Raw genomic sequence first — 20,836 nt, 5'->3', positions numbered from 1 at the left:
GAATATATAACGATTTTGAAATTAATTTTACTACAATCTAGAAAAAACGAGGCATCACACATGAAGATAAAGATGGTAGACATTGCAAGGCATCTCGGAGTTTCCAAAGCGACAGTTTCGCTTGCAGTAAACGGAAAGCCGGGAGTCAATGAAGAAACCAGAAGAATGGTTTTGGAATGTCTGGAAGAAATGAAGAAGAATAACGGAGTGATTCCGGTAAAAGAGAATATCGTTACAGTGTCTGGCCATCCGGTGAATCAGATGATCAAAATAGTGATCGTTAATCACAGCAAAGGTGCTGCGTGTAATTCAGAAACAGATCTCTGGTCAGATGTACTTGCTACATTTGATTCTGAAGCAAGAAGACTTGGATACCTTTATGGAGTGACGTATTTAAATGATGACATTGCGCAAACAGAAGCAGTAATTACGGAATGTAATATGGATTTTGTGGCAGGCGTTCTTCTTTTTGGAACCGAATTAAAAGAAGAAGATCAAAACCTGCTTGAAAGAATCAAAAAACCATTGGTTCTTTATGACTGTGAACTTCCAGATAGTCGGTATAGCAGCGTATGTGCAGACAATAGACAAATGCTAAAAAGTGCTGTGGATTATCTGTACAAGGAAGGTGCATCAGATATTTATTATTTCTGCACAGGGAAAGATAATTATAATTATCGAGTTCGTAAAGAAGCATTTTTAAATACAAAGTCTAACGAAGATACTGCATCTGCAAAATATATTCTTGATCTTGGAGATGAAATTCCAAAGATAACGGAGACTTTGTTAGAGTGGTTGAGAAAAAATCCGCTTCCGCAAGGAATTTTATTTGAAAATCAACAGATTTCAATCGGTGCGTTGACGGCGCTTCGAAAGTATGGAGTGAACATCCCACAGGAAGTGAAAGTTGTCGGATTTGGTATGATTCCTGACTATATATACCAGGATCTAAAGTTGGTACAAATGAGAATATCTGAAATAGAAGGTGTTCTTCTTACAATGGATTTACTGGATAAAAAGATTCGTCAGTATTCAATGTCTAAAGTTAAGATATACACAGAAGCAGAAATGATTATAAGTTAAAATAATCGTAAGACAAAAGAACAAGATGAACAAAAAGAGTTTTTGGATTGTGTGAAAATTCACAAGATTCAGAAACTCTTTTTGATTATTTGCATAATTATATTGAATTGCAAGAGAATGAGTTGTAAAAATCATACAAATACAACACCACAATTATAAAAAAACTGGTATAATATAATAGTGAAAAATTTATCAATTTCAATCTGCAGCGAGATGATAAAAGAACGGGAAAAGAAAACAAATTGGAGGAACAGAAGATGAATGAATATTTTCCACATTTATTTGAACCAATTAAGATTGGAAAGACAACGGTAAAGAACAGAATCTTTATGCCGCCGATTTCCACAAACATGGCAGATAAAGGCTATGTGACAGATGCGCTGGTTGAGCATTATTCTGCCAGAGCGAAGGGGGGAGTTGGACTGATCGTTACAGAAGTTACAACGGTAGAGCCGGTATACACATATTTACCGGGAGATATGTCAATCTATGATGATTCTTATATTCCGGGATGGAAGAAACTGGTAGATGCAGTGCATCAGTATGATACGAAGATCTTAGCACAGCTATTTCATCCGGCTTATATGGCATTTCCAATTCCGGGAACGCCTCAGCTGATCGCACCGTCCAATGTCGGTCCTTATTATGCGAAGTCAGCACCGAGAGCAGTAACAGTAGAAGAACTGCATGTACTTGTTCAGCAGTTTGGAGAGGCTGCACGCCGTTTCCAGATCGCAGGCGGAGACGGAGTCGAGATCCAGTGTGCACATGCGCATGGACTGCTCGGTGGATTCCTTACACCACTTTATAATAAGAGAACAGATGAGTACGGCGGAGACATTAACGGACGTCTCAGACTGACACTTGAAGTAATTGCAAAGATCCGTGAACTTTGTGGTGATGATTTCATTATTGATGTTCGTATTTCAGGAGATGAGTACAGTGAAGGTGGTCTGACACTGAACGACATGATCTATGTATCCAAACAGCTTGAGAAAACAGGTGTTGATTTCATCCATGTTTCCGGAGGAAATACAATCAAGAGAGGAAGCTCCATGCCTGCACCTGGTACATCACCGGCACCGCATGCACACGCAAGTGAGGAGATCAGAGAGCATGTGAACATTCCGGTATCTACAGTTGCAAGAATCAATGAACCATGGGTAGCGGAAGAACTTATCGCAAACGGAAAGACAGATATCTGTATGATCGGTCGTCCGAACCTGTGTGACAGTGAATTTGTTAATAAAGCTGCAGAAGGAAAAACAGATGATATCCGTCCATGTATCGGATGTGGACGTTGCCTGACAGGAATCATGTTCGGTAATCCGATCAGCTGTACAGTGAATCCATCAGTAGAGTCTGACGAGATCAAAGAAGCAGACGAGAAGAAGAAAGTTCTTGTGATCGGTGCAGGTCCGGCAGGAATGGAAGCGGCTTATGTTGCCAAGAAACGCGGACATGAGGTTGTTCTCTGCGAAAAGAGTGGTGAGTTCGGAGGACTCTTAAAACTTGCAGCAGTTCCAATCGCCAAGCAGGAACTTTGTAAAGTAATCAAATTCATGGCACGTCGTCTGAAAAACGAAGGAATTGAAGTTCGTATGAACTGCGAAGTAACACCGGAAATGCTTGCGGGAGAATTTAAGGATTATGAGGTTGTCTGTTCTACAGGAGCAGTTCCGAAAGAAATCCCTCCATTCAAAGTATTTAAGCAGACAATGACAGCTGATGACGTTCTTGCCGGAAGAAAATATCCGGGAAGAAAGATTGTTATTCTTGGAGGCGGATCGGTCGGATGTGAGACAGCAGATTATCTTGCACCACTGATTGATGACATGTTCCCTGCAAACCGTGACATTACAGTGATCGAGATGACGCCATCACTGATGCCGGGTGAAGGCGGAGCAGCTAAGAGCCAGCTTACAATGAGACTCAAGAGAAAAGGTGTGAAGATTGAACTGAACAGTCAGGTGACAAAGGTTGATGAGACTACGATCACTTATGAGAAAGACGGACAGGAATATCATATCACAGATGCGGATACACTGATCTTTGCAGTCGGTTATGCACCGAACAAGGTAGAGACTACAGAAGAGAGAGTTCATTTTATCGGAGACTGTGATAAAGTCGGAACTCTGAAAGATGCAATTGCTGCAGGACATAAACTTGCAGAAGAATTATAATTGCTACTAAAAGAGGTGTCAGCAAATGCTGACAAAAATTATGCATGAAGTCTCAAGTATGTTAATTTGAAAGACATTAAAAATAAAGCAGAACGGAGAAAAAAGATGGGGAATAAATTATCAGAACCAATTAAAGTTGGAAATCTTACTTTTAAAAACAGAATCATGTTTCCACCGCTCACAACAGGATATGAAGAAAGAGATGGATCGATTGGGGAGAGAAGTCTGAATTTCTATGAAAGACTTGCGAAAGGTGGAGCAGCATATGTTGTTATCGGAGATGTAGCTCCTGTAAGAACAGCTTCACCGACACCAAAGCTTTATGATGACAGTCAGATTCCAGTATATAAAAATCTGGCAGATACATTACATAAGTATGACTGTAAGCTTGCACTTCAGTTATTCCATCCGGAGTATGATGTTCCTGGAGTTGGACGCATGATCATGGAGGCAGGTATTGCAAGACAGGCTGCGGCAAAAGCACAGGCAGAGGGAAATGCGGAAGAAGCAAAGAAACAGATGGAAGAATGCGACAGACTTACGAAAGGCGCTTATGCAAAACTTCATCATGATATGCAGCATTTTGTAACAGAGGCAACTGTTGAGCAGTTAGAAGATATTAAAAACAGTATCGCTGCATGTGCAGCAAAGGCGCAGAAAGCAGGAATCGATGCGATTGAAGTACATGGAGATCGTCTTCTTGGTTCCCTTTGTTCAAAAATTCTGAACCATAGAGAAGATCAGTATGGAGGAAGTCTTGAGAACCGTACAAGATATGCACTCGAAGTAGTAGCAGCAATCAAAGAAGCTGCACCGGATCTTATGATTGAGTATAAACTGCCAATCATTACAGTAAATCCTGATGGATCACTTCGTGGAAAAGGCGGACTTGAGGCAGAAGAAGGAATCCGGTTTGCAAAGATGCTTGATGAGGCTGGAATCGATATGATTCAGGTTGCTCAGGCGAACCATACAGGAAACATGGGAGATACAATCCCGCCGATGGGAGATGTTCCGTATAACTGGACACTTCCGGTAGCCAGAGAAGTGAAAAAACTGGTATCCGTTCCGGTTGCAACAGTTGGTCGCGTTGTCAGCTTAGAAGCAGGAGAGAAGATCCTCGAAGACGGAGATGCCGATATCGTAGCTTATGGACGTTCCATGCTTGCAGATGCAGATATTGCCAATAAAGCTATATCCGGAGAGTGCATCAGAGAATGCTTGAACTGTAATAAAGGATGCGTAGATGCAATTCAGGGACGTAAATACATTTCCTGCGTATTAAATGCAGAGAACGGAAACGAAGGAACTATATTTATCAAACCTGCAGACGAGAAGAAAAAGGTTGCAGTTGTAGGTGCAGGAATCGCCGGACTTGAGGCAGCAAGAGTTGCAGCAAAACGTGGACATGAAGTAACCGTATTTGAGAAATCAGATAAGATTGGTGGACAGATCCATCTGGCAGCAGTTCCGCCAAGAAAGAGCGAGATTTTAAGATCTATTGAATATTATGAGAAGATTCTACCAGAACTCTCTGTGGATGTGAAATTAAATACAGAAGCAGATAGCGAAGAACTCAATAAGTTTGATCATGTAATTCTTGCCATCGGTGCGCATAACATGGATCTTCCAATGTCTGTTACAGACAGCAATGTTGTTTCTGCCTGGGATGTTCTTGCAGGATGCGAAGTGAGTGGAGCATGTGCAGTACTTGGCGGAGGATTAGTTGGAACTGAAACAGCAGAATTCCTTGCACAGAAAGGTCTCAAAGTAAGCATTGTCGAGATGCTGGATCAGATTGCAACAGGAGAATCCGAGACAGTAATGCCACTGATCAAAAAAGACTTTGAAGAACACGATGTAAAAGAGTATGTGAATACAAGAGTGAATTCCATCGAGAATAATGTGATTCATGCTGTGAATACAAAAGACGAGTCAGAGGTTACAATTGAAGCTGATACAATTGTGAATGCACTCGGGTCTAAGAAGAATCTCTTCGACGACAGTAAGCTGACAGTTCCATTTGTATATGTTGGAGACTGCAGCGGTGAGAGAACAGCAGATATCTCAGCAGCAATCCGCAGCGGATATCAGGCTGGAAATGAAATCTGAGAATTTTTAAATTTTATTCAGTGAGAAAATAAGTAAAATACAGGGTGATGCTGTAAACAGAAAATCTGTAGACAGTATCACCCTGTTTCAGTTATAATAAAATAAAATTTTTGTTATAAAAAATGAAAATGGAGCAAGGCTATGATAAACAAAGAACTATTTTATAAAGTAACATTAATTGATTGTAACGGAAAAGAATTGGAAGTTGCTAAATTTCTGCAGATTTTAACAGGAATGGAAAAAACAGAAACAAGAAGAATTGTAGCGAGTTTACCGTGTGTTTTGTATGAAGAGCTTGACGGAGAGGCGTGTTCTTATATTGAGGAGGCACTGGATTTCTATACAGCAAAATATAAGTTTGAATCAGTCGGTGATGAAAAAGAAGTGTATGAAGTAGATCCATCGGTGTATCCTTCAAAACAGGTGGTCGCGCTTGGAAGTATGGTTGATTACATCGGAAAGAGGTCAGAGTTTGTAAGCATCGCGAGAAAATATGACTTCCCGAAGAATGTGAGCCTGAATGATACGCCATTCTTAGTAAAAGATGGTTTGGCAGAAGAACAGGCAGTGAACCTGCGGCAGGATCTTCGCAATATGGGAATGTTTGCGCTGATTATGAGAAGTGGGGCAGAAGTCCAGCAGGTGAAGAAGAGGGGATTTTTAGCAGGGGTGTTTGCACGTTGAGATGAATAAAAGGGTTGTTTGATACAGACAGCTGTGAGTAGTGATTATATAGCCGATTTCTTACAGAAAATTCAATTGGATTTTATTGACACTTTTGCTGAGAAGGACTACAATATCTTTAGATTGTTAATTTAATAACATACAAATAAGGAGTTTAGGAGGCAGACAAAAATGGCAAATATTTTATGTAGTCCAAGCAAATATGTTCAAGGTGCAGGTGAGATGAAAAAGCTGGGTGAATATGCTCAGAAGTATGGTAAAAAAGCACTTGTACTGATCACAGAGTCGGGGTATAAACGTATTGAAGACGTTCTCAAAGTTGGATTTGAAGGATATGATATTGAACCAGTGTACGAGTATTTCAACAGAGAATGTAGCAAGACAGAAATTAATCGTTTGGTAGCCGTTATGAATGAAAAGGGCTGTGATGTTGTTATTGGTATTGGCGGAGGAAAGATCCTTGATACTGCGAAAGCAGTTGCTTATTACAAAGAAGTACCGGTACTGATCTGTCCGACAATTGCATCTACAGATGCGCCATGCAGTGCACTTTCTGTTATTTATACTGATGAAGGCGTATTCGAAGAATACTTATTCCTCCCAGCTAATCCAAACATGGTTCTGATGGACACAGAAATCATTGCAAAATCACCAGTCAGACTGACAGTTTCCGGAATGGGTGATGCACTTGCAACTTATTTTGAAGCAAGAGCCTGTCAGGCTAGCGAAGCAACAACTTGTGCTGGTGGAAATGTTACTATGGCAGCGATGTCACTCGCAAAACTGTGCTTTGATACATTGATGAATGAAGGTGTGAAGGCAAAACTTGCTCTGGAAGCAGGAGCCTGCACAAAAGCTGTTGAGAAGGTAATTGAAGCTAATACATTGCTTAGTGGGATCGGATTTGAGAGTGGCGGTCTTGCAGGAGCACATGCAATCCATAATGGATTCACAGTTTTGGACGAGTGTCATCATATGTATCATGGAGAGAAAGTTGCATTTGGAACAATCACACAGCTTGTTCTGGAAGACATTCCGGCAGAAGAACTGGAAGACATTATAGATTGGTGCATTGAACTGGGACTTCCTGTTACATTAAAAGAACTTGGTATTACAGAAGTGACAGACGAGAAGCTTATGGCAGTTGCGACAGCAGCCTGTGCAGAGAATGATACACTTCATAACATGCCATTTGAGGTGACACCTGAGACTGTATGCGCAGCAATTAAAGCAGCAGATGCTTACGGAAGATATTTCCTGGGAGAATAGAATATAGGAAATAGGACACCATTTCGTTAAAATAGAAAAACCAATTTGACAAACTGATTTTCTGTGGTATAATTTTCATGCTGTGAAAAACAGCCGACAGTTCATTTGTACCTTCCTGTCGAAAAACAAAACCAGGGCTAGTTAAGAAGATTCTAGGCTCTGCGTGCAAAGAAGTACGCAGAGCTTTTTATATTCAGGAAATATTTTCCATATATATAAAACGCTCCGCTTAGGATACACAGCTCTTAAAAGGTACATACATTTCAAATACAGGAGAGTTGAAATATGTATTATTTGCAAACAAAAGCCAGTTTTGACGCAGCGCATTTTTTATGGAAATACGAAGGAAAATGCAGAAATATCCACGGACATCGTTGGAATGTTGTTGCAAAAATCAAAAGTCAGGAGCTGGAGCAAGAAGGACAGACACGAGGAATGGTAGTGGACTTTGGTAATCTGAAAAAGGATCTGAAAAAACTTTGCGATTCCTTTGATCATAGTCTGATTTACGAGACAGGATCACTGAAAGCAAAAACAGTAGCTGCACTTCAGAATGAGGACTTTCATCTGGAGAAAGTTTCTTTTCGTCCTACGGCAGAGAATTTCGCATATTATTTCTACAAGGAATTAACGGAATTGGGATATGAGGTTCATTGTGTGGAAGTATATGAGACACCGAATAATTGTGCGGTTTATGAGGAAGAGTAGATGAAAGTAGTAGAAAAATTCACCAGTATTAATGGGGAAGGCACACGGGCGGGAGAATTGGCAGTCTTTGTTCGTTTCAAAGGATGCAATCTGCGTTGTAGCTATTGTGATACTATGTGGGCCAATGAACCGGATTGCCCATATGAAGAGGAACCCCCGGAAGAGATTTTAAATTATGTTTTAGGAACCGAAATTCGCAATGTGACACTTACAGGTGGAGAACCGTTACTGCAAAAAGACATTAGAGAATTGATCCACCTTCTTTTACAAGCCGGCTTACAGGTCGAAATTGAGACAAATGGCGCAGTTGATTTGTCGGCATTTTGCGAAGAACGACCGATATTTACAATGGATTATAAGTTACCGTCAAGTGGGTGCGAAGAATATATGATACCAGAGAACATGGAACTGCTAGGAAAAGATGATACTGTAAAATTTGTGTGCGGCAGCCAGGAGGATCTGTTAAAAGCATTGGACGTGATTCAGACTTATGATCTGACAAACAGGTGTCATGTGTATCTTAGTCCTGTTTTTGGATCCATAGAACCAGTGCAAATTGTAGAATTTATGCTGAAACATCGGTTGAATGGTGTGCGTCTGCAGATTCAGATGCATAAAGTAATCTGGGATCCCAATGAACGGGGCGTATAAATAAGTAGTGAGGTGATGGAGATGAAAGCATTAGTTCTCTTTAGTGGAGGAATTGATTCAACAACGGCATTAGGACTGGCAATCAAAAAGTACGGGAAAGACCAGGTGATTGCACTCTCGGTTTCCTATGGACAGAAGCACGATAAAGAAATCAGGGCTGCAATAGCAGTTGCCGAATATTATGGCGTGGAGCATCTGTTCCTGGATTTAAGCAAGATATTTCAATATAGCAACTGTTCACTGCTTCAACGGTCTACGGAAGAAATTCCGGAGGAGAGTTACGCAGAGCAGATTTCAAAAACAAATGGCGATAAGCCTGTAAGTACATATGTACCGTTCCGGAACGGATTATTTCTTTCTTCGGCAGCAAGTATTGCACTGAGCAAGGACTGTGGAGTGATTTATTATGGAGCTCATGCAGATGATTCTGCTGGTTTTGCTTATCCGGATTGCTCACCGGTATTCAATCAGGCAATGAATGAAGCAATTTGGGAAGGTTCCGGACATCAACTGAAAATAGAAGCTCCTTTTGTAAATGTATCCAAAGCCGAAGTAGTACGGATTGGATTAGAACTGGGAGTTCCGTATGAATTGACATGGTCCTGTTACGAAGGTGGAGAGAAGCCTTGCGGAAAATGCGGAACATGCATTGATCGCACAGCAGCATTTCAGGCGAATCACGTAGAAGACCCTGCGTTGAGATAGAGGAGGAAGCAATGAGAGAAAAGGAAAATTTAACATTATTGGGAAATCAGCAAACAGAATACCGTATGGATTATGATCCGTCTGTATTGGAGGCATTTCAGAATAAACATCCTGAAAACGATTACTTCGTCAAGTTCAACTGCCCGGAATTCACAAGTCTGTGCCCAATCACCGGACAGCCAGATTTTGCAACGATCACGATTTCCTATGTTCCAGACGAACGTCTTGTGGAGAGTAAATCCTTGAAATTGTATTTGTTCTCATTCCGAAACCATGGAGATTTTCATGAAGATGTGATCAATATAATTATGAAAGATCTTGTCAAGCTTCTTGAACCAAAATATATAGAAGTCTGGGGGAAATTCCTTCCACGTGGAGGTTTGTCCATCGATCCGTATTGTAATTATGGAAAGCCAGGTACCAACTGGGAGCAGGTTGCCTGGAATCGTATGAGTAATCATGATATGTTTCCGGAGAAAATTGATAATCGATAAAAGATAACGGAGCAGAGGAAACGTGCTTTGCTGATATCAGTTACAGGAGCACATGTTATATTAATGACAGGACGAAAAGCCTTGATTTACAAGGAGTTCGGGCCTGTCTTTTCTATTTCATAAAAACATATGGGCGAAAATATGATGAGAGGTGAGATGGTAGTTGATTGACAACATAGCATATATTTGGTACTATCAAGTAACGCAGTGCGTTATTTAAATGGGAGGGTTCAATCATGAGCAGAGGAAAAGAAGTAAAAGAATTAAGAGAAAAAATGGGAATGAACAGACGTGAATTTAGTGACTACTATGGGATTCCGTATCGTACCGTTCAAGATTGGGAAGCAGAGAAAAGAGAACTTCCAGAATATCTGTTACGTTTATTAAAGTATAGAGCAGAAACGGAATGTCGAATAAAACGAATGGATGATTAGGACTGAATATTATTTTTTTAATAATAAATAACGCATTGCGTGTATTTGAGTGAAGCAGAAGGAGGTAGACGTGGAAAGAAAAGTAAATGTAATCGAGGATATAGATGGAAAGAAAACGGTATTTATTCATGACATCATATTCAAAGGGAAAAGATCTGTAAAATGGGAGGATGTTGAAAAATATCTAAAACAATATGTAGGAGATATCTACACAATTGATGACAGCAATGATGCAGTTTATATTGGAACAGATTTACCGGATGAGTATACTCATTCAAATTATACACATATTTTAAAAGGAGCAAATGCGAAGGCAAAAGCTAATGCCGCACAGGGATTACCAGAATTGATTGAAATTGCAGCCGGAAAGAAATTTACTGAAAATTATAAAGAAAAACATACTATAGATGCAATGTATGGTTGGTATCGTTATGAGTCAAGATTTGCTTTGCCAGTGTTTAATGAAGTTGGGGAAATTGAAAGATATAATGTTTTTAATGTAATAATGGTTATTCGACATGCAAAAGATGGTAAAATGTATCTGTATGATATAATGAACATAAAAAAAGAAACGAGCACCCTTTTCCAGTCCGAAGACATTACTCAGTAAAAAACCCATTTCTTAGCTACGATTGTACCCCCATAGTAGCAAAAAGTCAATAAAAAGAAACGAATATATTTTGGAAATCATTTCACAATTAAATAATCTACCCATTCTAATCCATGCACTTTATTTCCACAGATAAACGTATGTATGATATAATTTGAGTTAGTACGTTAAATGATATTGTTGAAATTATAAACGATTACAGTGGAGGTGATTCAGATGGCAGTAAAGGCTAATCACGATATTTCTTCAGGTTTAGATACGGCTTTTATTAATTCAGCAATCAACTCAAATTTGGCATATAGGCCTGAGTTTGTTTCTAATGACTACACGCAGGGGAAAAAAGTATCTGTTGCAATTGAGCGAGAGCTTCGCCATTGTGATGCTTTTTATATTAGCGTGGCATTTATTACCGAAGGTGGACTGGCACCGTTAAAGCAGGTACTTGCTGAATTACGCGATAAAGGTATACCGGGAAAGATATTAACGACAAGTTATCTGACATTTACAGAACCGAAAGCATTAAAAACTTTAGCGGATCTATCGAATGTTGAAGTGCGAGTATATGATTCTACAGATGAAGGTGCATCTGGGTTTCATACGAAAGGATATATTTTTAAAGAAGAAGAGATTTACCGTTTTATCGTAGGAAGTTCCAATATGACAGCGTCTGCATTTTCAGTGAATAAAGAGTGGAATACGAAACTTGTTTCAACTTCTGATGGTGAACTACTGAAGCAAATGATGACGGAATTTAATGCTCTTTGGAATAGTAAACATACACTTGCAGTAAAAGACTTCATTGAGGATTATGAAGTAAGATATAGACTTATAAAAGAACAGAAGAAAAATGCTGCTAAAGAGCAAATGGTTGATCTTCAAGCATATAAGTTACAGCCGAATAAAATGCAGGCACGATTTGTAAGCAATTTTCGTAAATTATTAGAGAGCAATGAACACAGAGGACTTTTAGTCAGTTCATGTGGTAGCGGAAAAACCTATGCATCTGCCTTTGCACTTAGAGAAACAAAACAGAAAAAAGTGTTGTTTTTGGTGCATAGAGAACAAATTGCAAAACAAGCTTTGAAGAGTTATAAGCGTGTGTTTGGTAGTAATAGAACTTACGGATTATTATCTGGTACAGAAAAGAGTTTTGCACAGGATAATATTTTTTCTACGATGCAAACAATGGCTAAAGATGAGATTATGCAGAAATTTTCACCGGACCATTTTGATACAATCGTAGTCGATGAAGTGCATAGGGCCGGTGCAAATAGTTATCAGAAAATCATGAGTTATTTCAAGCCTAATTTTTATCTGGGCATGACCGCATCTCCTGAACGTATGGACGGATTTGATATATTTGCATTGTTTGATCATAATATTGCATATGAAATTCGACTCCAACAAGCATTAGAGCAGAATCTTTTATGTCCTTTCCATTATTATGGAATTACCGATCTGATTATTGATGGCGAGACGATTAATGAAAAAGAGGACTTTAATCAATTAACCTGTTCTGCAAGAGTAGATCATATCTTAAAGCAAGCAAATTATTATGGTTATAATGGAGATCGTGTAAAAGGTTTGATTTTCGTAAGCCGTAGAGATGAGGGGAAAGAATTATCTAGATTATTTAATGAACGCGGATTACGTACATTGTTTTTGTCCGGTGATGATTCACAGGAAAAACGTGAGCGCGCTATTGAACGTTTGGAGCAGGATGACTACGAGGGAGGATTAGATTACATTTTTTCTGTAGATATTATGAATGAGGGTATTGATGCACCACGTGTAAACCAAGTAATTATGCTTCGTCCGACACAGTCACCGGTAATATTTGTTCAGCAGTTGGGGCGTGGACTTAGAAAAGCTGATAATAAAGAATATGTTGTAATATTGGATTTTATTGGTAATTACACGAATAATTTTATGATTCCAATTGCTTTGTCGGGTGACCGCAGTTACAATAAAGATTCCATTCGTAGATATGTATCAGAAGGTACGCGCGTGATTCCTGGAGAATCTACAATTCATTTTGACGCGATTTCCAGAGAACGCATCTACCATTCTATAGATCTGGCAAGAACCAATGATGTAAAATTACTTAGAGAATCTTTCGATAATTTGAGATATCGTTTGGGAAGAATCCCGACCGTTTTGGATTTTAAGGAGTATGGCTCTATTGATGTGCGTAAATATTTTGAGAAGTTTGGATCTTATTATGCGTTCTTAAAGAAATACTATTCAGATGACTATACTGTTACCTTAAATACGCAAGAAGAGTTAATTATTGAATTCCTTTCTAAGAAAGTTACAAATATGAAGAGGATTCACGAATTATTAGTACTGAAACATTTGATTAATCAAAATCAGAGAATTCTTGCATATATGGAAAAATTGTTGCCTGAACAGTATAAAGCGACTTATTCCAAGATAGTAGAGGAATCCGTTATACGTAATTTGACAAACGAATTTGCGAAAGAAGAGGAACGAAAAAAATATGCTTCTTGTGTATTAATTAAAAAAGTCGATGAAGGATATGAATTGCATCCGGAATTCAAGGCATTGCTGATACGTGATTCTGAATTTTCAAAAATGGTCAAGGAACTTATAGAATATGGTATAGAGACTATTGAAGAAAGATATGCACAACCGTATAAAGATACGAACTTTCAGTTGTATCAAAAGTATACTTATGAAGACGTGTGTAGATTACTGAACTGGAAAAAGAATTTGAATGCGCAAAATATTGGCGGATATTTTTATGATACTGCTACGAAAACGCTTCCAGTCTTTATTAACTATGATAAGACAGAAGATGCGATTGCATATGAAGATCGTTTTGTTTCACAGCAGAACTTAATAGCATTATCCAAACATCCAAGAAAAGTAGATTCCAGTGATGCAGATCATTTTTATAAGAGAACAGTAAAGGATCGAGACAATAGAATTTTTCTTTTTGTTCGTAAAAACAAGAATGATAAAGAAGCAAAAGAATTCTACTTTTTAGGCGAAATCTATGCAAAGGGATCTCCAATCCCGATTAAGATGGAAAAAACGAAGGACGATGCATTCGAGATCAATTATACTTTGGATGTACCGGTTCGAGATGATATTTATGAATATATGACAAGTTAGGAGTTTATTTATGAAAACAATACATGTTGTAGCAGCAGTTATTTGCGATTCTTTTAATGAAAAATCAAAGATATTTGCAACAGCTCGAGGCTACGGAGATCTAAAAGGTGGCTGGGAGTTTCCGGGTGGAAAGGTTGAGGCCGGAGAAACACCGCAGGAAGCATTAAAGCGAGAAATCATGGAGGAACTGGATACAGAGATTTCTGTTGGTGAGCTTATTGATACTATCGAATACGACTATCCAACATTCCATCTTTCTATGGATTGTTTCTGGTGTGAAGTTGTCGCAGGACATCTGGAATTGAAAGAAGCGGAAGCTGCAAAATGGCTTATGAAGGAACAACTGGATAGCGTTGCATGGCTTCCGGCGGATGTCACGTTGATTGATGTGATTCGTGCTTGTATGAAATAGCGTTTACAATAGATAAACCAATAAAAGAAAAGCGAGTTGGTTGGATATAATATTTTTAAGGGAAGACTTGTAATAAGACATGCCCAGGATGGTAAGCTTTATTTATATGATATTTTGAGAATAAAAAAAGAAACGAGTAAGCCGCCTGAGTCATAAGACTGTACGGTTGTAAAACTCATTTCCTATTTGTTATAATATAATAGAACTGTTTTGTTGTCAATCCGAATGTTCAAAAAGTTTTCGTATATAGTAACTATAAACTGATTACTTTATTGGATATTCTAAAAGTGATACGTGTCTGACAGTACAAGATAAATACGGAAATATCTTTCTGTATCCGGAAAGCAGAAGAAACTGTCCATAACTGGACTTAAAAATCTAGAAATAATAAAAGTAGCTGCATAGTCAAAAGGTAAGCGGTATTGGTATCATGGACGCACCCTGAAAAAAGGCGGTATCCCGCCAGATTTCAGATGCCCTAGCAACTTAGTTGCCGAGTAGTTCACGACTATATATTAAAAGATAAAGGGACAATTTATGGAAGTTACAGTAATTAAATCCCGAAGAAAAACTATAGCTATTCAGGTAAATTCTGATCTAAGTGTCACTGTAAGGGCTCCGTATGGTGTCACAGAGAAATACATTGAGGAATTTCTTAATAAGAATGAAGCTTGGATAAGCAAACAGATGAATGAAATAAAAGTAAAGAAGAAAAGTGTTGAATCGGGAAATGTAGAAAACGTGACACTTGATAAAATCAAGGCACTTGCAGACCAGGCTCTTGAGACAATTCCAACCAGAGTAGAATATTTCGCAAGAATAATCGGAGTCACTTACGGGAATATAACCATCAGAAATCAGAAAACAAGATGGGGAAGTTGCAGCAGCAAAGGGAATTTGAATTTTAACTGTCTGTTAATGCTTGCACCTCCTGAGGTGTTGGATTATGTTGTGGTTCATGAATTATGCCATAGAAAACAGATGAATCATTCGAAAGCATTTTGGACAGAAGTAGAGAAGGTGTTCCCAGATTATAAAAAGTCAATTAAGTGGTTGAAAGAAGAAGGAAGCCAGATTATGTACATGGTAACAGAACTGGGGAAAATACCGGGGGATATTTCAAACATAAAAATGAAGGATCGAAAGAAATGAATCAAAATGAAACACAATGGGATAAACTCCTGAAGATAAAGACAACCGGGCGGGATGATTCTCACTCAGATCAGTATCGATATCCTTATGAACCAACGTCTTATATGGTATTGGAGCGCCTGGCAAACAGTGGACTGATCAGGAAAAATAATACTCTAATTGACTATGGAACCGGAAAAGGGCGGGTATGTTTTTATCTTTCGTATCAAACAAGATGCAAGACAATAGGCGTAGGGTATGATGAACGGATTTATAAAGGAGCAGCAGATAATAAAGAAGTATCCGTTTCCGCATCACGCACGGAGTTTGTATTATGTAGTGCAGAAAATTATGAAGTTCCGTCGGAAGTGGATCGCTGTTACTTTTTTAATCCTTTTTCTGTAGAGATATTACAGTCAGTTTTAGCGAGAATTTACGAATCTTATTATGAAAATCCGAGAGATATATTATTATTTTTCTATTATCCTTCAGAAGAATATATCAGTATTTTAATGACTCAGGAACAGTTGATTTTTTATGATGAGATTAATACTTCAGATCTGTTTCCGGGTGAGGATAATAGAGAAAGAATCTTGATTTTTCAGGTACTTTAAGAATGCTCAAAACATATTGAGCAGTTACAAAAAGAACGCCTGTTCGAAATAATACTTGCATTATCGAACAACTGTTTGTATAATGAAAATATGAATACAGAAATTAGAAATAGTAATTATACAACACAGGAAAAGCTGCAGATTCTTGCTGACGCAGCAAAATATGACGTTGCATGTACTTCAAGTGGATCCAGCCGGCGGGGAAAGAAAGGAGAGCTCGGCAATGCAGAGGCATGCGGCATTTGTCATAGCTTTGCAGCAGATGGAAGATGTATTTCGCTGCTTAAGATTTTGATGACGAACCATTGTGCTTATGATTGCAAGTATTGTATCAATCGCAGAAGCAATGACGTAAAGCGGGCTACTTTTACTCCGGAAGAAATCTGTGACTTAACAGTAGAGTTTTATAAGCGTAATTATATCGAAGGCTTGTTTTTAAGTTCCGGAATCTTAAGAAATCCGATGTATACGATGGAGAAGATGTGCGAGACATTATTGCTGCTTCGCACGAAATATCATTTCAATGGGTATATTCATATCAAGACGATTCCCGGAGCTTCGGACGAGCTACTTGCGGCAGCAGGATATCTTGCGGATCGTATCAGTGTCAACCTTGAATTGCCCACGGAAGAAGGATTGCATACATTGGCTCCAAACAAGACCATGCAGAACATTCTGAATCCTATGGGTAAGGTGCAGAGTACGATTGCATCTCACAGAATGGCAATCGGAAAGTCAGCTTATATGGAGCGAAGTGGCGGGAATAAGTTTTTGAATGCAGGTATTTTTTCTGATGCTTCGAAAAAGCATTTTTCTGAGTGCTTGAATGTTCAGAAGAAGGATAAAGCCATTTCTCAGAATTCTCAGATGAATCGATTAGAATCTTATAAAAAATACACGTCACTGGATCATGCACTTACCTGGGAGAATGCGAACCAGTTGGCACCTCGTGATATGTCGCGCTTGAAGCGTAGTTTTGCTCCGGCAGGACAAAGCACGCAGATGATCATTGGTGCGACCGGAGAGAGTGATTATACATTATTGCAGACGACACAGGCATTGTATCAAGGCTTTGATCTGAAGCGTGTCTTCTATTCAGCATACATTCCATTGAACGAAGATAATGTGTTGCCGGAGATAGGAACGCCACCACCGCTTTTACGTGAACACAGACTGTATCAGGCTGATTGGCTATTGCGGTTCTATGGATTTCAGGCAGGAGAACTATTATCTTCAGAACAGCCGAATTTTAATGAAATGATTGATCCAAAGTGTGATTGGGCATTACGCCATTTGGAGCAGTTCCCAGTAGAAGTAGAGAAAGCGAATTATGCAACACTGCTTCGTGTTCCGGGAATCGGACCGAAATCAGCAAGTCGTATCACTTATGCAAGACGTTATGGCAGACTTGATTATGCAAGCATGAAGAAGATGGGAGTAGTATTAAAGCGTGCGCATTATTTCATCACGTGTGGTGGAAAACAGATGTACCATACTCCTATTGAGGCATCTTATATTACGCGACAACTAATAAGTGTAGACAAGAAAGATCTATGGAACACACAACATGCGAATGAATCATTTACCCAGATGACATTGACAGATTTTGGAGTATGCTGATGAAGATATTTACTTGTAAAGACCGTCTGGAAGATATCATGACCTGTATCTATGATGCATGGTCTGAAGCTTTACTGATTGGTCATGACCAGATACAATTAAAAAAAGAACCTGTATTTCAGCAAACGATATTTGATGAATATATTCATGTAGACCAAGATCTTTCCAAAGCAGAAAAAGTAATTCGCTCGATTCGGAGAGATATTTCGGATGAAGCATATCTGAATATCTATTTGGTGACTTTATCTGTCGAGGAAGATGCACTGCAGGCAATTTATAATTTCCTTCGTGTCGGATTCAAAATTGGAGAGAGTGTACTACAGCAATATGCGAATCCACGTGTGATGCGAACATTAGAATTGCGTCGTAAAGTGTCTAACGAAAGCCATCATTTCAGAGAGTTCGCACGATTTGAACGATTGAATTCAAGTAACGTCTATGTCAGCCATCTGGAGCCAAAAAGTGATGTCATTATGTTGGTTGGCAGACATTTTGCAGACCGCATGCCTTCAGAACAGTGGATGATTATAGATGATAATCGCAAAACAGCTTGTGTTCATCCGAAAGATAGTGAGAACTATCTCCGATATCTGACAGATGAAGAATTTCAGACATTGAGAAAGACAGAAGAGTACGAAGATGAGTATACGGATCTGTGGAAGACATTCTTTCATGCGATTGCGATAGATGAACGAAAGAATTACGTATGTCAGCGTAACTTATTTCCACTGTGGAAGAGAAAACACGCAGTGGAATTCAAAAAATAATCTTTTCTTATATATTCTTACTCGTATCTCATAGTATGGAAACGTATAATGTAAGAAAGATGTGATTGATACGTGATTCTTTTTTTGATCGGAGGCGATAAAAATGCCATATGATTTATCAAAACCTCTTGTAATAGGGATTAGTTCGAGAGCTTTATTTAATCTTGAGCAGGAAAATAAAATATTCGAAGAACAAGGTGTCGAAGCATATGAGGCTTACCAGGTAGCACATGAGAATGAGATTCTTCAGAAGGGTGCTGCTTTCCAATTGATCAAAGCATTCTTGGAATTGAACAACACAGAGCTGGGAAGACTGGTGGAAGTGATCATTATGTCGCGGAATAATGCGAACACATGTCTTCGTATTTTTAATTCTATACAGTATTATGGCCTGGATATTACAAGGGCGACTTTGACAAGTGGTGCAGAGATAGCTCCTTATCTAAAGGCTTTTAAGACAGATTTATTTTTGTCGGCGAATTCAGATGACGTACAGTCTGCTATTAATGATGGAATTGCCGCAGGACGTATTCTTACAGGTGATGCGCATGCGGATGCAAAGCAAAAGATTGATCAGATCCGTATTGCTTTTGATGGAGATGCGGTACTCTTTTCTGCTGAATCTGAAAAGATCTTTCAGAAAAACGGAATACAGGCATTTGAAGAACATGAGAAGGCAAATGCGAATACACCGATGGCGAAAGGACCGTTTGCTAATTTCCTGACAAAGCTGTCTTATGTACAACAGATGTTTAAGGAAAAAGAGATTCAGCCAATCCGAACAGCACTTGTCACATCAAGAAATGCTCCGGCGCATGAACGCGCAGTCAAAACACTCCGCAACTGGGGTGTATCAATCAATGAAGCGTTCTTCTTAGGCGGTGTCAGCAAGACGGAAGTGCTTGCAGCATTTGGAGCACATATCTTCTTTGACGATCAGGATATCCATACGGAGTCGGCTTCAGCGGTTGTTCCGGCAGCTACTGTGCCTTATCGTGATGGAGATAATCCAAAAGAATAAGCAGCTTTATATTATTTTGAAGATGATAGGGGAAAACGATGCAGACATATACATATGTTTCAAAAGGAAAATTTGAATTAACAGAAAAACCTAAACCGGTGATTATGCATGAAAGGGATGCGATTGTAAAGGTTACACTTGCCAGTATCTGTTCCAGTGATTTACATATTAAGCATGGAAGTGTTCCTCGTGCAGTTCCAGGAATTACAGTTGGTCATGAGATGGTTGGAATTGTTGAAGAAGTTGGCGAAGCTGTAACTCATGTGAAGCCGGGAGACAGAGTAACTGTAAATGTTGAGACATTTTGTGGAGAATGTTATTTCTGTAAAAAAGGTTATGTGAACAATTGTACAGATCAAAACGGCGGATGGGCTCTTGGGTGTCGTATTGATGGCGGTCAGGCTGAGTATGTGCGTGTACCGTTCGCGGATCAGGGATTAAACAAGATTCCGGATGAAGTTACCGATCGACAGGCATTATTTGTAGGAGATGTACTGGCTACGGGTTACTGGGCAACTCGTATCTCTGAAATCACAGAAGATGATACGGTGTTGATCATCGGTGCAGGACCGACTGGTATCTGTACATTACTTTGTGTTATGCTAAAGCATCCGAAACACATTATTATGTGTGAAAAAGATGAGGAACGTATACATTTTATCAATGAACATTACCCAGATGTACTTACTATTTCTCCGGAAGAATGTGAGACTTTTGTTAAGAATACAAGTGACCATGGCGGTGCAGATGTTGTCCTGGAAGTTGCAGGTGCAGAGTCTACATTTCGTTTAGCCTGGGAATGCGCAAGACCGAATGCGATTGTGACAGTTGTTGCACTTTACGATAAAGCACAAAGCTTACCACTTCCAGACATGTATGGCAAGAATCTCATCTTCAAAACCGGTGGAGTAGACGGATGTGACTGCGAAGAGACGTTAAAACTGATTGCCGAAGGAAAAATCAATACTGAACCACTTATCACGCATACCTATCCTCTCAGTAAGATTGAAGAGGCTTATGATCTCTTTGAGAATAAGAGAGATGGTGTTATAAAAGTAGCTGTTGAATGTTGAGATAGCACAAGTATTCGAAAAGAGCGAAGTGAAAGTTTATGCTTATTGTAATCTTAATGCATTATGGAAAGCATAATCATAGTCTGATTGGACATTTGTAATTTCATACTCGTAATAATTGATTTTA

Annotated in this window: 19 protein-coding genes; all 19 read left to right on the top strand. The window is 39.0% G+C overall.

The genetic code is table 11. From position 1 onward, the window contains the following. The first annotated feature begins 60 nt into the window (after nucleotides 1-60). Nucleotides 61-1,083: a LacI family DNA-binding transcriptional regulator gene (locus LI162_RS06535; RefSeq protein WP_055148071.1), complete on the top strand. Its 1,023-nt coding sequence runs from the start codon at nucleotides 61-63 to the stop codon at nucleotides 1,081-1,083. A gap of 257 nt (nucleotides 1,084-1,340) precedes the next feature. Then, nucleotides 1,341-3,266, top strand: a complete 1,926-nt coding sequence (locus LI162_RS06530; RefSeq protein ID WP_227156104.1) for an NAD(P)/FAD-dependent oxidoreductase — start codon at nucleotides 1,341-1,343, stop codon at nucleotides 3,264-3,266. 105 nt (nucleotides 3,267-3,371) lie between these two features. After that, on the top strand, nucleotides 3,372-5,378 hold the full coding sequence (gene bilR / locus LI162_RS06525; RefSeq protein WP_227156103.1) for a bilirubin reductase, long form: 2,007 nt from the start codon (nucleotides 3,372-3,374) through the stop codon (nucleotides 5,376-5,378). Between the two features lie 141 nt (nucleotides 5,379-5,519). Then, nucleotides 5,520-6,062: a hypothetical protein gene (locus LI162_RS06520; RefSeq protein WP_227156101.1), complete on the top strand. Its 543-nt coding sequence runs from the start codon at nucleotides 5,520-5,522 to the stop codon at nucleotides 6,060-6,062. Between the two features lie 171 nt (nucleotides 6,063-6,233). Continuing rightward, nucleotides 6,234-7,331, top strand: coding sequence for a glycerol dehydrogenase (locus tag LI162_RS06515; RefSeq protein ID WP_015529793.1), 1,098 nt, complete (start codon nucleotides 6,234-6,236; stop codon nucleotides 7,329-7,331). Between the two features lie 285 nt (nucleotides 7,332-7,616). Beyond that, the gene (queD, locus tag LI162_RS06510) at nucleotides 7,617-8,039 is read left to right on the top strand and encodes a 6-carboxytetrahydropterin synthase QueD (RefSeq protein WP_227156099.1); all 423 of its coding nucleotides are present in this window, start codon (nucleotides 7,617-7,619) and stop codon (nucleotides 8,037-8,039) included. Further along, nucleotides 8,040-8,690: a putative 7-carboxy-7-deazaguanine synthase QueE gene (gene queE / locus LI162_RS06505; protein WP_227156098.1), complete on the top strand. Its 651-nt coding sequence runs from the start codon at nucleotides 8,040-8,042 to the stop codon at nucleotides 8,688-8,690. It abuts the gene before it with no gap. A gap of 21 nt (nucleotides 8,691-8,711) precedes the next feature. Continuing rightward, nucleotides 8,712-9,395: a 7-cyano-7-deazaguanine synthase QueC gene (queC, locus tag LI162_RS06500; protein WP_227156088.1), complete on the top strand. Its 684-nt coding sequence runs from the start codon at nucleotides 8,712-8,714 to the stop codon at nucleotides 9,393-9,395. Nucleotides 9,396-9,406: 11 nt separating this feature from the next. Continuing rightward, entirely contained in the window at nucleotides 9,407-9,889 is a 483-nt protein-coding gene (gene queF / locus LI162_RS06495; protein WP_015529797.1) for a preQ(1) synthase, read from the top strand. Between the two features lie 236 nt (nucleotides 9,890-10,125). Beyond that, on the top strand, nucleotides 10,126-10,323 hold the full coding sequence (locus tag LI162_RS06490; RefSeq protein WP_015529802.1) for a helix-turn-helix domain-containing protein: 198 nt from the start codon (nucleotides 10,126-10,128) through the stop codon (nucleotides 10,321-10,323). A gap of 70 nt (nucleotides 10,324-10,393) precedes the next feature. Continuing rightward, complete coding sequence (locus LI162_RS06485; protein WP_117497163.1) at nucleotides 10,394-10,933, top strand: hypothetical protein; 540 nt, start codon at nucleotides 10,394-10,396, stop codon at nucleotides 10,931-10,933. Nucleotides 10,934-11,149: 216 nt separating this feature from the next. After that, the gene (locus LI162_RS06480; RefSeq protein ID WP_227156087.1) at nucleotides 11,150-14,071 is read left to right on the top strand and encodes a DUF3427 domain-containing protein; all 2,922 of its coding nucleotides are present in this window, start codon (nucleotides 11,150-11,152) and stop codon (nucleotides 14,069-14,071) included. Nucleotides 14,072-14,081: 10 nt separating this feature from the next. Continuing rightward, entirely contained in the window at nucleotides 14,082-14,483 is a 402-nt protein-coding gene (locus LI162_RS06475; protein WP_117497159.1) for a (deoxy)nucleoside triphosphate pyrophosphohydrolase, read from the top strand. 537 nt (nucleotides 14,484-15,020) lie between these two features. Further along, nucleotides 15,021-15,635 (top strand): M48 family metallopeptidase, encoded by a 615-nt coding sequence (locus tag LI162_RS06465; protein ID WP_227156085.1) that lies wholly within the window; start codon nucleotides 15,021-15,023, stop codon nucleotides 15,633-15,635. After that, nucleotides 15,632-16,228 (top strand): SAM-dependent methyltransferase, encoded by a 597-nt coding sequence (locus tag LI162_RS06460; protein WP_227156083.1) that lies wholly within the window; start codon nucleotides 15,632-15,634, stop codon nucleotides 16,226-16,228. The genes LI162_RS06465 and LI162_RS06460 overlap by 4 nt, the downstream gene beginning before the upstream one ends. 90 nt (nucleotides 16,229-16,318) lie before the next feature. After that, nucleotides 16,319-17,848, top strand: a complete 1,530-nt coding sequence (locus LI162_RS06455; protein ID WP_227156081.1) for a putative DNA modification/repair radical SAM protein — start codon at nucleotides 16,319-16,321, stop codon at nucleotides 17,846-17,848. Beyond that, complete coding sequence (locus LI162_RS06450) at nucleotides 17,848-18,615, top strand: TIGR03915 family putative DNA repair protein (protein ID WP_227156078.1); 768 nt, start codon at nucleotides 17,848-17,850, stop codon at nucleotides 18,613-18,615. The genes LI162_RS06455 and LI162_RS06450 overlap by 1 nt, the downstream gene beginning before the upstream one ends. Before the next feature lie 103 nt (nucleotides 18,616-18,718). Then, a complete protein-coding gene (locus LI162_RS06445; RefSeq protein WP_227156076.1) occupies nucleotides 18,719-19,636 on the top strand; it encodes a 5'-nucleotidase in 918 nt (305 codons plus the stop codon). Between the two features lie 38 nt (nucleotides 19,637-19,674). Next, complete coding sequence (locus LI162_RS06440; RefSeq protein ID WP_015529808.1) at nucleotides 19,675-20,709, top strand: alcohol dehydrogenase; 1,035 nt, start codon at nucleotides 19,675-19,677, stop codon at nucleotides 20,707-20,709. Nucleotides 20,710-20,836: the final 127 nt, after the last annotated feature.

Source organism: Mediterraneibacter sp. 210702-DFI.3.120, from assembly GCF_020561005.1.
Taxonomy (GTDB): domain Bacteria; phylum Bacillota; class Clostridia; order Lachnospirales; family Lachnospiraceae; genus Mediterraneibacter; species Mediterraneibacter faecis.
This window is presented reverse-complemented; position numbering and strand designations above follow the sequence as displayed.

What these genes read in the sequence shown, in the direction of transcription:
- LI162_RS06530 (WP_227156104.1), top strand. Translation starts at nt 1,341, where the DNA reads ATGAATGAATATTTTCCACATTTATTTGAACCAATTAAGATTGGAAAG.
- LI162_RS06450 (WP_227156078.1), top strand. Translation starts at nt 17,848, where the DNA reads ATGAAGATATTTACTTGTAAAGACCGTCTGGAAGATATCATGACCTGT.
- queD (WP_227156099.1), top strand. Translation starts at nt 7,617, where the DNA reads ATGTATTATTTGCAAACAAAAGCCAGTTTTGACGCAGCGCATTTTTTA.
- queC (WP_227156088.1), top strand. Translation starts at nt 8,712, where the DNA reads ATGAAAGCATTAGTTCTCTTTAGTGGAGGAATTGATTCAACAACGGCA.
- LI162_RS06465 (WP_227156085.1), top strand. Translation starts at nt 15,021, where the DNA reads ATGGAAGTTACAGTAATTAAATCCCGAAGAAAAACTATAGCTATTCAG.
- LI162_RS06515 (WP_015529793.1), top strand. Translation starts at nt 6,234, where the DNA reads ATGGCAAATATTTTATGTAGTCCAAGCAAATATGTTCAAGGTGCAGGT.
- LI162_RS06455 (WP_227156081.1), top strand. Translation starts at nt 16,319, where the DNA reads ATGAATACAGAAATTAGAAATAGTAATTATACAACACAGGAAAAGCTG.
- LI162_RS06460 (WP_227156083.1), top strand. Translation starts at nt 15,632, where the DNA reads ATGAATCAAAATGAAACACAATGGGATAAACTCCTGAAGATAAAGACA.
- queE (WP_227156098.1), top strand. Translation starts at nt 8,040, where the DNA reads ATGAAAGTAGTAGAAAAATTCACCAGTATTAATGGGGAAGGCACACGG.
- LI162_RS06520 (WP_227156101.1), top strand. Translation starts at nt 5,520, where the DNA reads ATGATAAACAAAGAACTATTTTATAAAGTAACATTAATTGATTGTAAC.
- LI162_RS06445 (WP_227156076.1), top strand. Translation starts at nt 18,719, where the DNA reads ATGCCATATGATTTATCAAAACCTCTTGTAATAGGGATTAGTTCGAGA.
- LI162_RS06535 (WP_055148071.1), top strand. Translation starts at nt 61, where the DNA reads ATGAAGATAAAGATGGTAGACATTGCAAGGCATCTCGGAGTTTCCAAA.
- LI162_RS06480 (WP_227156087.1), top strand. Translation starts at nt 11,150, where the DNA reads ATGGCAGTAAAGGCTAATCACGATATTTCTTCAGGTTTAGATACGGCT.
- bilR (WP_227156103.1), top strand. Translation starts at nt 3,372, where the DNA reads ATGGGGAATAAATTATCAGAACCAATTAAAGTTGGAAATCTTACTTTT.
- LI162_RS06440 (WP_015529808.1), top strand. Translation starts at nt 19,675, where the DNA reads ATGCAGACATATACATATGTTTCAAAAGGAAAATTTGAATTAACAGAA.
- LI162_RS06475 (WP_117497159.1), top strand. Translation starts at nt 14,082, where the DNA reads ATGAAAACAATACATGTTGTAGCAGCAGTTATTTGCGATTCTTTTAAT.
- LI162_RS06490 (WP_015529802.1), top strand. Translation starts at nt 10,126, where the DNA reads ATGAGCAGAGGAAAAGAAGTAAAAGAATTAAGAGAAAAAATGGGAATG.
- queF (WP_015529797.1), top strand. Translation starts at nt 9,407, where the DNA reads ATGAGAGAAAAGGAAAATTTAACATTATTGGGAAATCAGCAAACAGAA.